Genomic DNA, 15,505 nt, shown 5'->3' with positions numbered 1-15,505 from the left:
GCGCCGCGGCAAGCTCTGTTTTCCTGATTGCTTGATTTTTTGTTGTTCAGGCTACCTGAAAGGCTTCATATCATGAATACCTGCTTGAAAAACCGTCACTTTCTCAAACTAATGGACTTCAGCCCAGACGAAATCGGCCTGTTGCTCGACTTGGCCGCCAAACTGAAAGCCGATAAAAAAGCCGGGCAGGAACACACTTGGCTGCGCGGCAAAAACATCGCCCTGATTTTCGAAAAAACCAGCACCCGAACCCGCTGCGCCTTCGAAGTGGCCGCCTACGACCAAGGCGCAAACGTAACCTATCTCGAACCGGCCGGCAGCCAGATCGGCCACAAAGAAAGCATCAAAGACACCGCCCGCGTATTGGGCCGCATGTACGACGGCATCGAATACCGCGGCTACGGCCAAACCATTGTGGAAGAGCTGGCCCGCTATGCCGGCGTGCCCGTATTCAACGGCCTCACCGACGAATTCCACCCCACCCAAATGCTGGCCGACCTGCTCACCATGCGTGAGCACTGCAACAAGCCGGTGCAGGACATCGCCTACGCCTATGTGGGCGACGCCCGCTACAATATGGGCAACTCCCTGCTGCTGATCGGCGCCCTGATGGGCATGGACGTGCGCATCGGCGCACCGAAAAGCCTGTGGCCGGCACCCGAAGTCATCGAACGGGCGCACGCCGCGGCCGAGCGCACCGGCGCCAGGGTTTTGCTGACCGACAAGCCGCAGGAAGCCGTGGCCGGCGTGGATTACATCCACACCGATGTTTGGGTGAGCATGGGCGAACCCGAAGCGGCCTGGCGCGAACGCATCGGGCTGCTGCGCCCGTATCAGGTCAATGCCGAACTGATGGCGGCCAGCGGCAATCCGCAAGTGAAATTCATGCACTGCCTGCCCGCCTTCCACAACCGCGAAACCAAGGTGGGCGAATGGATTTTCCAAACCTTCGGCCTCGACGGCGTGGAAGTGACCGAAGCGGTGTTCGAGAGCCCGGCCAGCATCGTGTTCGACCAGGCCGAAAACCGCATGCACACCATCAAAGCCGTGCTGGTGGCCACGCTGGCCGGCATCCCGCCGCGGTAAAACGCACAACCCGCATGCCGCCCGCATTTTTCGAATAAGAGTAAAAATTCTGATTGCACCGCTTTTCGCTTTTATGGTGTAATCCGCCTGCTTTTTGACATTTACACAACCTTACCTTACAGGAGTGGTTTCATGAACAAAGTTTTTCCCGATGCTGCCAGCGCACTGGCGGGCGTTGTGGCAGACGGCCAAACCCTGGCCATCGGCGGTTTCGGCCTGTGCGGCATTCCCGAACAACTGATTCTGGCTTTGCGCGACAGCGGGGTGAAAGACCTGACCTGTATCAGCAACAATGCCGGCGTGGACGACTTCGGCCTCGGCCTTTTGCTGAAAACCCGTCAAATCAAAAAAATGATTGCTTCTTACGTGGGTGAAAACAAAGAATTCGAACGCCAGTTCCTCTCCGGCGAGCTGGAAGTGGAGCTGACTCCGCAAGGCACTTTGGCCGAAAAACTGCGCGCCGGCGGCGCCGGCATCCCCGCCTTCTTCACCCGCACCGGCGTGGGCACCCAAGTGGCCGAAGGCAAAGAAACCCGCGAATTCGACGGTTTGGAATATGTATTGGAGCGTTCGCTGACCGCCGACGTGGCCTTGGTGAAGGCTTGGAAAGCCGACCCATCCGGCAATCTGGTGTTCCGCAAAACCGCCCGCAACTTCAATCCCGATGCCGCCACCGCCGGCAAAACCACCATTGTGGAAGTGGAAGAAGTGGTGGAAAACGGCGCGCTGGATCCCGACCAAATCCATCTGCCCGGCATTTACGTACACCGCATCATTGTGAATGCCACCCCCGAAAAACGCATCGAACAACGCACCGTGCGCACGGCTTAAGGAGAACACACAGATGGCTTGGAACCGCGAACAAATGGCGCAACGCGCCGCCCAAGAACTGCAAGACGGCTTTTACGTCAACCTCGGCATCGGCCTGCCCACCCTGGTGGCCAACTACATTCCCGAGGGCATCGACGTGATGCTGCAATCGGAAAACGGCCTGCTCGGCATCGGCGCCTTCCCCACCGAAGCCGAAATCGATGCCGACCTCATCAATGCCGGCAAACAAACCGTGACCGCCGCCACCGGCGCCAGCTTTTTCTCCAGCTCGCAATCGTTCGCCATGATCCGCGGCGGCAAAGTGAACCTGGCGATTTTGGGCGCGATGGAAGTATCCGAACACGGCGATCTGGCCAACTGGATGATTCCGGGCAAAATGGTCAAAGGCATGGGCGGCGCCATGGATTTGGTGGCCGGCGTGCAGCGCGTGATCGTGCTGATGGAACACAATGCCAAAGACGGCTCCTTCAAAATCAAACCGCAATGCGACCTGCCGCTGACCGGCAAAAAAGTGGTGAACCGCATCATCACCGACCTGGCCGTGCTCGACGTGACCGACAGCGGCCTGAAATTGGTGGAGCTGGCCGACGGCGTAAGCTTTGAAGAACTGCAAAGCAAAACCGGCGTCACCATCCAACGCTGATTAAGCTATTTGCCCGAAAAGGCTACCTGAAAACCGGCAACGCTTATCTGCGAAGCCAAGGAGTTCAGGTAGCCTTGTTTTATACCGTAACCCTGACGACCATACCCATTCGGCCGTCACTATTCGTATCAATACCAATCAATCTTGGTAGGGCTTGACTGCAAAAACATAATAAAAATGCAGTCCTATAAAAAAGGTAAAAAAAGCACCGATCCCAAGCATTAGGTAGTTCATCAGAAAAAGCCAATATTGATTGACCTCATCCAATGACATTAAACAGAACATAAACCAAAAAAACCATAATACATAAATCACTGCAGTTTGGTGTTTTTTGAGAAAGAAAATTTGAAAGTCTGAATCTACACTTAACGGAAAGATTTCATCAAAAAAATCATGCCTATCAATCTTCCTTTCTTTTAATACTGAAAGTAGCTTAAAGAAGCCATCTACGCCTGACAACATACTGATTAAAAGGGTTATACGAGCAATACTAAAATCTAAAAATTCAAAATACAATACAGTGCATAGGGCAGTGCTGATTGCAAATAAAACTTTCAAATGATTCTTTATATATGGAAATAGGATATCGTCAATTTCATACTCAATCATCAAATCCTTCAGCTCATCAATTTCCATAATCACTTAACCCTTAGAATCACCGTTTGATAAGCAGTTTATCTCAAAATTGACCTAACAAAGAAAAGCTATCTTCAGACGGTAAGACTCAGGCTACCTGAAAACGATTCAGGTAGCCTGTTGCCATCATGGAGCAGTAAACAACAGCGGGCCAACATCTGTCCAGCAGTCATCAGCAACGGCACATCACCCGCTGTTCTTCATGCCACATGCCGTCGGGTCGGCGCACCACAACGGCCGCCAAACCGCTACCCTGCTCGGCCATGGCTTTGGGCGTCAATACCTCTGTTTCAGCCACCCGGGCCGGCGCCAGATAGGCCAGGCGCGGCAGCGGATAAAAACGCTGATGCGGCGCCAAGGCTACCGCACGCCAATCGTCCACCAGGCGGCCGCTCCAGCCGTAGGAATTCAGCGGTTTGCCGCTCAAAGCGCCCTCTTCACTGAAACCGATGCCGCGCACTACGCTGCCGCTGCGCCAGGCTTGGCCGGCATACTGCGGATAAGCGGCTTGAAAGGCCGGCTGTTGCAATAGGCGCATCTGCTGTTGCAGCTTGCGGGCTTTCTCACTCAGGCGGTCGTCCGCATTCAGGCCGCAAAAATCGGCCGCCGCACGGCCGCCGTAATATTTGCAGCACAACTCAATATGCCACGCTTCGCCGTTGAGGCGGCAGAGAAAATCGGCCTCGCCCAAGGTGCGCCCGTCCGCATCCGCCAAGGGCAGATGACGCGCCACCAATTCGCTGTGCGGCGCGTGCGCCAACCAAAACGCCAGCAGGCTTTCGGCATAACGGCCCAAACGGCGGGTAAACGGTGCTTCCTGCGCCAAATGGCGGTACAGCAGCCAGGGGTCATTGTCCAAGGCCAATAAAAAGCGGAAACCCTGCCCGCCCAGCAAAACCGCCACCGGCACTTCGCGGCCACTGTGCCACAGCGGCGGTGCGGTGAGCACGGCGGCCAAATCGCGCACGGCAGGGTCTTGCAGGCGCCACCACAGGGCATCCAGCGCGTAATTCATCTGCGGCGGCCTGCTCAGTGGTCTTCCGGTTTGGGTTTGATGTCGGAAAGATGCAGCCGTTCGGCTTCGATTTCGGCATCGCTTATCGGGCCGTCGGCATATTCGATCAAATCGGCCACGGAGTCGTCGATGATCAATTCGCGCTCTTCCGCCTCCATCTCAGCAGCGGGGGTTACATCGCAAGTGTGGTTTTTGTCTTCTTGGGTCATGGTTGGTCCTTTCGAGGAGTGGGAGGGCTGTGTCGCAAGGGCCGCCTGGCCGGCGCGTTTGGACACGGTGCGGAAAAAGCCGCGCAAGAGGTCGATGTCTTCGCTGCTGGGTTCGGCGCGGGCAAACAGGCTGTGCAGGCGGCGGATCATGCGCTCGCCGTTGCGGCGGCGGAAGAAGTCCAATTCCTGCATCACGCTTTCCAAATGCGCCACCATGCCCGCCACTTGGGCATGGGTAGCCGGTGCGGCTTCGGCCTGCAGTTGCGTCATGCGCACACCGGTTTGGCTGAAAATTTCATAACACACCACCTGCACCGCCTGCGCCAGATTGAGCGAGAAATAAGCGGGATTGCCGCTGATGGTGAGCAAACGGTTGCAGCGCTGCACTTCGTCTATGCTCAGGCCGAAGGTTTCATTGCCGAACACCAAGGCTACCTGAAAACCGTTTTGCGCGGCCTGCAGCAGTTCGGGCGTCAGTTCGCGCGGCGTCTGCAAAGGCGCGCTCAATTCGCGGCGGCGGCTGGTCAGCGCGCAGCTGATCACGGTGTCGGCCAAGGCTTCGTCCAAATCGGCCACAATGCGGGCGTTGTCCAAAACATCGGCCGCGCCGGAGGCCAGAATAAAGCTTTCTTCGGGCAATGCGAAGTCGGCCGCGACTTCGGGGCGGAACACCGGCGGCTGCGGCGTCATCGGCGTGGCCATCAGATTGGGCGACACCAGCGTGAGCCGGCTCAAGCCCATGGTTTTCATGGCGCGGGCGGCGGCGCCGATGTTGGCCGGATGGCTGGTGCGGCTCAACACAATGTGGATGCGGTCTAGATAATCGGGAACAAGGGGGGCGGACATGGGTTTCAGGTAGCCTTTGGAAATCGGTAATCCTTATTCGCCGCGCAAAGGCAGCGACAAACGGTGCGGATGTTTGGGCCGCACGCCGCGGTAGAGCGCGATCAGGGCCGCCTGGTCGGCGGCAAAGTCGTCAGTGGGGTAAAACAGCGGCAGAAAGCGGATTTCTTTGCGCCCGTAATCCAAGACCGCCGGCAGGATCGGCACCTCTGCACCGCGCGCAATGCGCCAATAGCCGCTTTTCCACTGTTTGGCCGCCTGGCGCGTGCCTTCCGGCGCGATGCCGAGAAACAGCCGCTCGCTCTGGCGCAGCGTCTCGATGCTGGCCGCCACCACCCCGCCGGCATTGCTGCGGTCGAGCGGCACCACGCCCAGCCAACGCATCAGCCCGGCCAATACGGGTATGGCAAACAGGCTCTGTTTGCCCAAGATGCTGATTTTCAAATCCATCGCCAGCAAAGCGGGCAAGGCGTACAGGCCGTCGAAATTCGAGGTGTGCGGCGCGCCGATGACCACGCATTTGGGCACATCGGGAATCGCGCCGCCGACTTTCCAACCCAGCAGGCGAAACAAGATGGCGGCAATGCGGCGGCTGAGGCGGCCGTTGCGGCGGGGCGCCTGGGGCGGCAACGGCAACATCAGCCCGCCTCCCGCGACGCCAAAACACGGACTACGGTATCCACCACCGCCTGCGTGTGCGGGTCCACTTCCACATTGATCTTGTCGCCCGCCTGCCGGCGGCCGAACAGGGTGCGCGACAGGGTTTCCGGAATCAGGTGGACATTGAATTCATCACGGCGCACTTCGCCGATGGTGAGGCTGCAACCGTCTAAGCCGACGAAACCTTTGCTCAGCACATAGGGTGCCAAGGCTTCCGGCAGGCGCAACCACACAGTGTGGTTGGGGCCGTTTTGCTCGATGCGGGTAATCTCGGTTACCGCCATGATGTGGCCGCTCATCACATGGCCGCCGATTTCGTCGCCAAAACGGGCCGCGCGTTCGATATTCACCGCATCCCCCACCTCTAACTCACCCAGATTGGTTTTGGCCAGCGTTTCGCCCATCAGGTCGAAATCGGCCTCGTTGCCGTTGATGCGGGTAACGGTGAGGCAGCAGCCGTTGTGCGCCACGGAAGCGCCGATCTGCAAATGGTCGGCCGCGCCCTCGGGCAGACGCACGGTATGGCTGCGGAAATCGGGAGCGGTCTGGCGGACGGCGGTCAGCTCGCCCAAGCCTTGTACGATGCCGGTAAACATATTTGATGGGTCCTTGTGTATGTGGTCGATGGCCGATGCCCATGCTTTCAGGTAGCCTGATGCGGCATCGGGCTACCTGAAAACCGCTTGTCATGCTGGTTTAGCGCAACTCCTGCCGCCGGATCAGCCACCCTGCCAGCACACCGAAAACAGCGGTCGGCAGCAAGGCGGCCAAAAAGGGCGGCAAGGCGGCCAGCTGCGCGATATAACCCGACAGCAGGCCGCCGAAATGGAAAGCCAGTCCCAGGCAGACGCCGATAAACAGGCGCACGCCCATATTGCCCTGGCGGGGATTGCGCGGCGTGAAGGCCAGCGCCACCAAAGCCATCACCAAACAGGCGGCGGGGTAAAACAACTTGCGCCAGAAAGCGGTGCGGTAAGCCGCCGTCTGCTGGCCGTTGCCGGCCAAATGGCGGATATAAGCATGCAGGCCTTGGGCAGACATTTGGTCGGCATCAATCAAGAGCACATTCAGCAGCTTGGCGTCCACGCTGCTCGTCCACTCGCTTTGCTCGGCAGTGGATATGCGGCTTCGTTCGGCCGCCAAATCGGTGCGCGCCACCTGCTTGAGCGTCCACGTGCCGTTGTCGTTCACCTGCCCTTCCGCCGCCTGCCAGGCGGAAACCAGGCTACCTGAAACATCGTAGCGGTAAATGCGGATACCGAGCAGGCGGCCGTCGGGCAGCATTTCCCGCACATTGATGTTGTCCTGCCCCTGGCGGAACCACAGGCCGCTGCCGCCCAAGCTGACGGTTTTCTGTATCGCGTTCAGGCGCAGGCGCTCGGCGCGCTGCTCCATATACGGCGCCACCCATTCGCCCAAAGCAAAACCGGCCGTGCCGGCCAGCAGGCCGACTGCGGCAATGGTGGCCGCAATGCGCCGCAAAGAAGCGCCGCTGGTGCGGATAACCGTGAGCTCGCTGGAGGCGGCCAGCTGGCTCAAAGCGGCCAAACAACCCACCAACACCGCCAGCGGCAGCAGGGTATACATATGGCCGAACAGACGCATGCCCACATACAGCAGCAGGGTGCCGGCGGTATAGCTGCCCCTGCCAACGTCTTCCACCGCGTTCACCACTTCAAAGAACGAAAACAAAGCCAATAAAGCCAGCAAGGCATACACCGTGCCGCTGTTCAGCCGGCGCATCAAATAACGGGTGAGCAGTTTCATGCGCGCCTCACTTTCACGGCCTGTTTCACAGCCTGCCAAAAGGGCTGCGCCGGCTGGCTTCGGATGCGCAGCAGCAAAACACTCAGGCCGATCATCAATATATGCGGCACGCTGAGGCCGAACCACAAGGGCAGACGCCCATCGCTGATGCCGTCCCGCACCAAAGTCAGGCCGTTTTGATAAAGCAGAAACAGGCCGATGGCAATCAGCAAGCTGTAGCTGCGGCCGCTGCGGTTGTTCATATAAGACAGCGGCAGCGCCAGAAAAGCCAACACCAACACGCTCAAGGGCATGGTGAAGCGCCACATCAATTCGCCCCGCAACTCGGGTTGGTCGGTGCCGAACAATTGGCTGGTCGGCACCGTACGGCGGTGCACGTCGCGCTGCACCAACTTGGGCGCGGTGCCCACAATCAGATGCAGCCGCTCAAAAGACACCTCGTCATAATCGGCCTGTCCGGGCACACCGCTGTAACGGCGGCCGTTAAACAGCTCCAGCGTGCGTTTGTTTTCCTGCTCGGCAAAACGGCCGCGCACGGCGGTAATCAAAACATCCCGCCCGTCTTCGCCCTGCTCGCGGATAAACAGGTTCACCGCCTCGCCGCTGTCGGCATCGAATTTTTCCACAAAATACACCCGCGGCGAGCGGCCGCCGAATTCCTGAAACACGCCCGGCCGCACCATGGAAGTATCCTGCCTCCGCTTCAGCACTTCCGCAAACTCGCGGCTGCGGGCATCCGCCCACGGCATCACCAGCATCGACACCACCGCCGTCAACACGGCAAACGGCACCGCAAACGCCATCAAAGGTTTGATCCAGCCGTACAACGACAAACCGGAAGACAGCCATACCGCCATTTCGCTGTCGCGCCAATAGCGCGACAAAACCGTGAGCGCACTGATGAAGGCGGTCAGAATCAACACCAGCGGCATGAGCGCCACCGTCCAAAACGCCACCAGCGTGGCCACCGCATCGGCCGCCACATTGCCGCCGGCGGCATTGCCCAACAGCTTGACGGCCTGTACCGCAACCAAGGTGGCCAACAGCAGCACAAACACACCGATGGCGGTTTGCGACACTTCTTTGATGAATTTTCTTTGATAAACCATTGCTGCCGTTCTTTAAAACGCGGAATGGACGGACACGGAGATGGTGAACAGGTACCGAAACATACCGCCCCGCGCCGACCAATCAAAACAGGGCGAGATTGTACGGCAGAACACGTTTTTGCGCCGCAACTTTTATCCGCTCCCTACGCCGGAGCGCACCGTAGCTTCAGACGTGGCTCCGCCGGTTTGGTGACACGGTTTGGGGCGGCAAAAAATCAGGCCACCTGAAACGTTTTCAGGTAGCCTTCGGCATCGGCCTGCCGTCAGAATACGTCTTGACTGCCCTCAAATACTTGGGAACTGAAACGGCATTCTTTGGTGTCGCAATCGGTCATCACCACATCCACCGTCAATTGGCCGGCGGATTTCGCGCGGACGCCGAACATCGGCGAATCGTCCGACTCAAAATCTTTTTCCAAGGTATTGCCCGCCGCATCCTTCACTTCCAAGTCGATGTTGCTGCAATCGTAATCGCAATCGGCAAAAAACGTGTAGTAGCTGCCGTCTTTCACATCCACCTGATAACTGTAGCGGGCCGCCGGCGGCAAGCCGCCGCTTTTCACCACCAGCTCTTTCGCCGCATCGTCCTGCATGCCCACAATGGTGCGGCTGATTTCTTGCGCCTCGGCCAGCCAACCGTCGTCTGCTTTGTCAGAGACACCCGAATGGGCCGTTCCTGCCGGCTGCTGCGCCGCTGCCGGCGTTCCCGCTTTTTCGCCGCCGCAAGCGGCCAGTACCAACAATACAAGGGTAGCCAAAGTGATGCGTTTCATGATTCTTCCTCCAAAATCAAAAAAAGCAGGCCGAAACCGGCCTGCCCAACATTAAAACACGTCTTTGGTGCCTTGGAACACCTGGCCGCTGTATGCACAACGGTTGGCTTCGCAAGTGGCCATGCCCACGGTCAGGGTGTAAGTGCCGGTACGGTCGGCACGCCAGCCGAACATCGGGGAATCATCCGGCTCTTCATCTATGGCAATCACTTCACCGTTGGTACGGGACAGTTTCAAATCAATGTCGGAACATTTCAAATCGCAATCCGCAAAGAAAGAATAGTATTTGCCGGCCTGCAGCTGCACTTGGTGGGTAGCCAAACGCTCCTGACCCAAATGACCGTTCACCATCTTCACTTGGCGTGCATTGCGGTCTTCTTTAGCCACGATTTCACGGTTCATCTGCTGGGCTTGCGGCAACCAATCGTCACGCGCAAAAGCAGCCGGGGCAGCCATCAAAAGCATCAAACCGAAAACGGTCGTTTTTTTCATCATATTTTCCTTTTTAGAATGGAGATGCTGCCGAATCGCAGCGCTTTCATTATAGTCAATCCGCCTGCCGCCTGCCAACCGCGCCAAGGCAGAAAATCACCCGACCCGGCTACCTGAAAGCCCTACTCCAAATCCGGCTTTCAGGTAGCCTGAGGCCTTGGCAAAGCCTCCATCCGCAATCACAAGTACCATGCAAAAAACCTCTGCATATGTGCAGAGGTTTTTTATTTTTTTGGCGCGGTGGACGGGGCTCGAACCCGCGACCACCGGCGTGACAGGCCGGTACTCTAACCAACTGAGCTACCACCGCGCACTGGAAACTTGGTGGGTGATGACGGAGTCGAACCGCCGACATTCTGCTTGTAAGGCAGACGCTCTACCAACTGAGCTAATCACCCTTTGAAAACTGTTTCCGCATCGCTGCGAAGCGCGTATTAAAACAAAATCCGACTGCCGATGCAAGCCTTTTCTACAGCACAAACCCACCAAATCGGCAAACAACTGAAAACAATCGACTTAAAATTTTCTTCAAATCCGTTATCCCGCCGGAGCGACTCTCCCACGCATATCGTCAATGAACCTTATGGCAGTATTTAGGGGCAAAACCCTCCTATCTGCGGCGGCGGATATGCTCGTAAGATCTCTAATCTTGCTGTGCTGGCTGATTTGACTCGCGCAGCGTGTCAAACCGCCCTCTTCGAGCGAGCTTGGCATGCCTGGTTTTGCCACCGAAAACGGCTTCGCAAGAAGACTTTGAACCGGCTCTCCGGCTCTCCGGCTCTCAAATCTACACAAAACCGCCTCATAAAAACAGGCCGCTGTACACTACAGCGGCCTGCAAAATACCCGGTTTACTGTTTCAGCTCTTTGGCCAGATACAGCCAGGTTTCAATGACGGTATCGGGATTGAGGGAAATGGTTTCAATGCCCTCTTCTACCAACCATTTGGCGAAATCCGGATGATCGGACGGGCCTTGACCGCAAATACCCACGTATTTATTCAGCTTGCGGCAGGCTTGAATCGCCAAATGCAGCATCACTTTGACTGCCGGGTCGCGCTCGTCGAATGTGCCGGCAATTGGGCCGCCGCTGTCGCGATCCACGCCCAAGGTCAGCTGGGTCATGTCGTTGGAGCCGATGGAGAAGCCGTCGAAATATTTCAGGAACTGCTCGGCCAACACGGCATTGGTGGGCAGTTCGCACATCATGATCAGGCGCAAACCGTTTTGGCCGCGCTCCAAGCCGTTTTCCTTCAAGGCTTTGATCACCGCTTCCGCTTCATGCAGGGTACGCACAAACGGAATCATGATTTCCACATTGGTGAGGCCCATTTCATCACGCACGCGCTTCAGCGCACGGCACTCCAAGGCGAAACAGTCTTTAAACTCTTCAGACACATAGCGGGCGGCACCGCGGAAGCCCAACATCGGATTTTCTTCATGCGGCTCGTACAGATTGCCGCCGATCAGGTTGGCGTATTCGTTGGATTTGAAGTCGGACATCCGCACGATGACTTTTTTCGGATAAACCGAAGCGGCCAAAGTGGACACGCCTTCGGCAATTTTATCGACGTAGAAATCCACCGGAGAAGCGTAACCGGCAATGCGGTCGGTGATCACGGCTTTCAACTCATTGTCTTGACGGTCGAATTCCAGCAAGGCTTTGGGGTGGATGCCGATCTGGCGGTTGATGATGAACTCCATGCGGGCTAGGCCAATGCCTTCGCTGGGCAGACTGGCGAAACCGAAAGCGAGTTCTGGGTTGCCCACGTTCATCATGATTTTAGCGGGCGCTTCGGGCATATTGTCCAAAGCCAGATCAATCACGTCCACTTTCAGCAGACCGTCGTAAATCAGGCCGGTGTCGCCTTCCGCACAAGACACGGTCACTTCCTGGCCGTCTTTCAACACCTCGGTGGCATTGCCACAACCGACCACGGCCGGAATGCCCAGCTCGCGGGCGATGATGGCGGCGTGACAGGTACGGCCGCCGCGGTTGGTCACGATGGCGGAAGCACGCTTCATCACCGGTTCCCAATCGGGGTCGGTCATGTCGGTTACCAGCACATCGCCGGCCTGCACCTGATCCATTTCGGAAGCATCTTTAATCAGGCGCACTTTGCCTTGGCCAACTTTCTGGCCGATGGCGCGGCCTTCGCACAACACTTCGGATTTGTTTTCAATGCGGTAACGGCGCAGGGTGCTGTTGCGGTCTTCCTGAGATTTCACGGTTTCCGGGCGCGCCTGCAAGATATACAGTTTGCCGTCCACGCCGTCGCGGCCCCACTCCACATCCATCGGGCGGCCGTAGTGTTCTTCAATGATCAGCGCATATTTGGCCAATTCGGTGATTTCTTCGTCGCTAATCGAGAAGCGCTTGCGCTCGGCTTCGTCCACATCCACCACCTGAACCGACTTGCCGGCCTCGGCGGTGTCGGTGAACGTCATTTTGATCAGTTTGGAACCCATGGTTTTGCGCAAAATGGCCGGGCGGCCGGCGCGCAAAGTGGGCTTGTGCACATAAAATTCGTCGGGATTCACCGCGCCCTGCACCACGGTTTCGCCCAAGCCGTAAGAAGCGGTCACGAAAACCACTTGGTCGAAACCGGATTCAGTGTCCATGGTAAACATCACGCCGGCCGCGCCGCTGTCAGAGCGCACCATGCGCTGCACGCCGGCAGACAAGGCCACCACGTCGTGGGCGAAGCCTTTGTGTACGCGATAGGAAATGGCGCGGTCGTTATACAGCGAAGCGAACACATGCTTCATGGCCGCTTTCACGTTTTCCAGTCCGTTGATATTGAGGAAAGTTTCCTGCTGGCCGGCGAAAGAAGCATCGGGCAGGTCTTCAGCGGTGGCGGAAGAGCGGACCGCCACGGAGATTTGGTCGGTGCCGGCATCGGCCACCATTTTTTCCCAGGCTACCTGAATATCGGCATCCAAATCGGCGGGGAACGGGGTATCCAAAATCCATTGGCGGATTTCTTTGCCCACACGGGCCAACTCGGTGACGTCTTCTACATCCAATGCGGCCAGCACGGCAGAAATGCGCTCGCCCAAGCCCTCGTGGGCCAAAAATTTGCGGTAGGCATCGGCGGTGGTGGCAAAGCCGCCCGGCACGCGCACCCCTTTTTCGGTGAGCTGACTGATCATTTCGCCCAAAGAGGCATTTTTGCCGCCAACGCTTTCCACGTCGGTCATGCGCAGGTTTTCAAACCAAATTACATTATTACCGGCCATTGCTTGTGTTCCGTTTGTTTAGGATGCCGGTTCGGCGGCATCCGCAGGTTGAAAAGGGAAAATCCAAGTAAAGAAAAGCGGCGTTATTCTAACGGTTGGGATACTTTCTGTCATGCCCTTTTCAACGCCGATTCGCCCAAGCGAATATTCAAGCATCCACTCTATCACCATGATTCCCAAAACAATTTATAGAGAGCACCAACTAAACACCGCAACTTAAGCAAAGAAAACAGACACTTCTTGCACTCCCTTTTGTTGCACAGCAACAAAAGCCGGCTCCGGGCAAAAAACCGGCAAGGGCAAGCCGGCGCGCACAATGCTAAAATGCCCGCTTTCCATCGGGCTACCTGAAAGGAACACACCATGCCCAACTGCCGCCACGCCATCTTCATTTCCGACCGCACCGGCCTCACCGCCGAAGGCATGGGCGACGCCCTGCTTAACCAATTCGACGGCATCGAATTCAAACGCCTCACCTACCGCTTCATCGACAGCTCCGAAAAAGCCGAAAAAGCAGTGGAAGAGATCAACCGCATCGCTGCCGAATGCAATCTGCGCCCCATTATTTTCACCAGCATTGTGGACGAAAACATCCGCAACATCGTCAAAGAAAGCGCCGGTCTGCATCTGAGCTTTTACGACGCCTTCATCAACCAGCTGGAAATCGAACTCAATGTGGCCGCCAACCACCAAGTCGGCCGCACCCACGGCATTCAAGACACCGAGCGCTACGATGCGCGCATGGAAGCGGTTAATTTCTCGCTCAACCACGACGACGGCGTGTCCGCCAAAGACCTCGCCCATGCCGACGTGATTCTGATGGGCGTCTCCCGCAGCGGCAAAACCCCCACCTGCCTTTATCTGGCTCTGCAATACGGCATCCGCGCCGCCAACTACCCACTCACGCCCGACGATTTGGCGGTCACCGATCTGCCCAAAATGCTCAAGCCGTTTAAAAACAAAATCTACGGCCTCACCATCGACCCCGCCCGCCTGCACCACATCCGTACCGAGCGGCGTCCCGATTCCAAATACGCCAGCGTGGAAAACTGCCGCAGCGAAGTAAACGAAGCCGAATCCATGTTCCGCCAGCACGGCATTCCGTTTACCAGCACCACCCACAAATCGGTGGAAGAGCTGGCCGCCAGCATCATGCTGGCCTGCAAACTGCAACGCCGCTTTTAATTGACCGCACCATCCGCAAACGATAAAGGCTACCTGAAACGCTTTCAGGTAGCCTGAGACCTTTGGTTTGCTTGTGTCGTGTTTAAGAAATCAGCACAACCCCATCAAGGCTTTTCGCCCAGCAATTCTTCTCGCGTCAGCAAAAACACAAAACCGTCGCCGCCGGAGGTGTCCAGCCAAGTGAAGGGCAGCTCGGGATAAGCGGCCTCCAACACCTCGCGGTTGTGGCCGATTTCCACCAGCAGCACGCCGCGCGGATTGAGGTATTTGGCTGCGCACAGCAGAATTTGGCGGGTGGCGTCCAAGCCGTCCTCGCCACTGCCCAACGACAGCTCCGGCTCGTGCAGGTATTCCTCGGGCAAGGCCGCCACGCTGTCGGCATCCACATAAGGCGGATTGGACACAATCAGGTCGTAAGTGCCTTCCAAACCCTCGAACAAATCGGTGTGGATCAGCTGGATGCGCTCTGCCAAACCGTAGTTTTCCACATTGACGGCGGCCACTTCCAAGGCATCCAGGCTGATGTCCACCGCGTCGATTTCGGCATCGGGATAATGGTGCGCCATCTGCACTGCCAGACAGCCGCTGCCGGTGCACAAGTCCAGCGCGCTGTGCACCAACTCCTCATGCTCGATCCACGGCCGCAGCGGCTCGCCGAGCAGCTCGTAAATAAAGGAGCGCGGCACAATCACCCGTTCGTCCACATAAAAATCGAAATCGCCCTGCCAAGCCTGATGGGTCAGGTAGGCCACCGGCACGCGTTCTTCCACCCGCCGCTGCGCCAAAGCCAGCACGGCATCGATCTCCTCCGGCAACAGCACGGCATCGAGATAAGGATCGAGTTCGTCCAAAGGCAGGCAGAGGGTGTGCAGAATCAGATAGGCGGCTTCGTCGTGCGCATTGTCGCTGCCGTGGCCGAACACCAACCCGGCTTCGTTGAAACGGCTGACGCAGAAGCGCAGCAGATCGCGCACGGTTTTGAGGTAGGAAGAAGCGGAAGCAAACATCGGTGTGGTT

14 protein-coding genes, 2 tRNA genes and 1 pseudogene are annotated in these 15,505 nt (G+C 57.4%); 4 read left to right on the top strand and 13 right to left on the bottom strand.

All coding sequences use genetic code 11. The annotated features are described in order from the left end of the window. The first annotated feature begins 72 nt into the window (after positions 1-72). The 3 genes from argF (at position 73) to H3L94_RS03370 (ending at position 2,560) form a co-directional block, all read left to right on the top strand. The gene (gene argF / locus H3L94_RS03380; protein ID WP_009119482.1) at positions 73-1,086 is read left to right on the top strand and encodes an ornithine carbamoyltransferase; all 1,014 of its coding nucleotides are present in this window, start codon (positions 73-75) and stop codon (positions 1,084-1,086) included. A 132-nt stretch (positions 1,087-1,218) separates the two neighbouring features. Beyond that, a complete protein-coding gene (locus H3L94_RS03375; protein ID WP_009119483.1) occupies positions 1,219-1,917 on the top strand; it encodes a CoA transferase subunit A in 699 nt (232 codons plus the stop codon). Between the two features lie 13 nt (positions 1,918-1,930). Continuing rightward, complete coding sequence (locus H3L94_RS03370; RefSeq protein ID WP_009119484.1) at positions 1,931-2,560, top strand: 3-oxoacid CoA-transferase subunit B; 630 nt, start codon at positions 1,931-1,933, stop codon at positions 2,558-2,560. Positions 2,561-2,698: 138 nt separating this feature from the next. Here H3L94_RS03370 and H3L94_RS03365 read toward each other — a convergent pair whose 3' ends face one another. The 12 genes and pseudogenes from H3L94_RS03365 to ppsA all read right to left on the bottom strand — a co-directional run bounded on the left by H3L94_RS03365 (position 2,699) and on the right by ppsA (position 13,303). Then, on the bottom strand, positions 2,699-3,196 hold the full coding sequence (locus tag H3L94_RS03365) for a hypothetical protein (RefSeq protein WP_182122657.1): 498 nt from the start codon (positions 3,194-3,196) through the stop codon (positions 2,699-2,701). Positions 3,197-3,368: 172 nt separating this feature from the next. Next, positions 3,369-4,211 (bottom strand): DUF1853 family protein, encoded by an 843-nt coding sequence (locus tag H3L94_RS03360; RefSeq protein WP_182122656.1) that lies wholly within the window; start codon positions 4,209-4,211, stop codon positions 3,369-3,371. A gap of 263 nt (positions 4,212-4,474) precedes the next feature. Continuing rightward, positions 4,475-5,266 (bottom strand): annotated as a pseudogene (locus tag H3L94_RS03355) (RNA methyltransferase); the annotation flags it as partial. A 33-nt stretch (positions 5,267-5,299) separates the two neighbouring features. After that, positions 5,300-5,902: a lysophospholipid acyltransferase family protein gene (locus tag H3L94_RS03350; RefSeq protein WP_182122654.1), complete on the bottom strand. Its 603-nt coding sequence runs from the start codon at positions 5,900-5,902 to the stop codon at positions 5,300-5,302. Further along, positions 5,902-6,519, bottom strand: coding sequence for a riboflavin synthase subunit alpha (locus H3L94_RS03345; protein ID WP_182122653.1), 618 nt, complete (start codon positions 6,517-6,519; stop codon positions 5,902-5,904). Before H3L94_RS03345 ends, H3L94_RS03350 begins: the two co-directional genes overlap by 1 nt. A 100-nt stretch (positions 6,520-6,619) precedes the next feature. Beyond that, positions 6,620-7,690 carry an LPS export ABC transporter permease LptG gene (lptG, locus tag H3L94_RS03340; protein ID WP_182122652.1) on the bottom strand — a complete coding sequence of 357 codons (1,071 nt, stop codon included), beginning with the start codon at positions 7,688-7,690 and terminating at the stop codon, positions 6,620-6,622. Next, positions 7,687-8,799 (bottom strand): LPS export ABC transporter permease LptF, encoded by a 1,113-nt coding sequence (gene lptF, locus H3L94_RS03335; RefSeq protein WP_182122651.1) that lies wholly within the window; start codon positions 8,797-8,799, stop codon positions 7,687-7,689. The genes lptG and lptF overlap by 4 nt, the downstream gene beginning before the upstream one ends. A gap of 263 nt (positions 8,800-9,062) precedes the next feature. After that, positions 9,063-9,572 carry a hypothetical protein gene (locus H3L94_RS03330; RefSeq protein WP_182122650.1) on the bottom strand — a complete coding sequence of 170 codons (510 nt, stop codon included), beginning with the start codon at positions 9,570-9,572 and terminating at the stop codon, positions 9,063-9,065. A gap of 51 nt (positions 9,573-9,623) precedes the next feature. Further along, positions 9,624-10,064: a hypothetical protein gene (locus H3L94_RS03325; protein WP_244958827.1), complete on the bottom strand. Its 441-nt coding sequence runs from the start codon at positions 10,062-10,064 to the stop codon at positions 9,624-9,626. 233 nt (positions 10,065-10,297) lie between these two features. Then, a tRNA-Asp gene (locus H3L94_RS03320) sits at positions 10,298-10,374 on the bottom strand. Between the two features lie 12 nt (positions 10,375-10,386). Beyond that, a tRNA-Val gene (locus H3L94_RS03315) sits at positions 10,387-10,462 on the bottom strand. 453 nt (positions 10,463-10,915) lie between these two features. Beyond that, a complete protein-coding gene (gene ppsA / locus H3L94_RS03310) occupies positions 10,916-13,303 on the bottom strand; it encodes a phosphoenolpyruvate synthase (protein WP_182122648.1) in 2,388 nt (795 codons plus the stop codon). A 363-nt stretch (positions 13,304-13,666) separates the two neighbouring features. Between ppsA and ppsR the strand changes: the two genes are divergently transcribed. After that, positions 13,667-14,488 (top strand): posphoenolpyruvate synthetase regulatory kinase/phosphorylase PpsR, encoded by an 822-nt coding sequence (ppsR, locus tag H3L94_RS03305; RefSeq protein WP_182122647.1) that lies wholly within the window; start codon positions 13,667-13,669, stop codon positions 14,486-14,488. A 104-nt stretch (positions 14,489-14,592) separates the two neighbouring features. Here ppsR and prmB read toward each other — a convergent pair whose 3' ends face one another. After that, positions 14,593-15,495 (bottom strand): 50S ribosomal protein L3 N(5)-glutamine methyltransferase, encoded by a 903-nt coding sequence (gene prmB / locus H3L94_RS03300; protein WP_182122646.1) that lies wholly within the window; start codon positions 15,493-15,495, stop codon positions 14,593-14,595. Positions 15,496-15,505 lie beyond the last annotated feature (10 nt).

This window comes from Neisseria shayeganii, from assembly GCF_014054965.1.
Taxonomy (GTDB): Bacteria; Pseudomonadota; Gammaproteobacteria; order Burkholderiales; family Neisseriaceae; genus Eikenella; species Eikenella shayeganii.
This window is presented reverse-complemented; position numbering and strand designations above follow the sequence as displayed.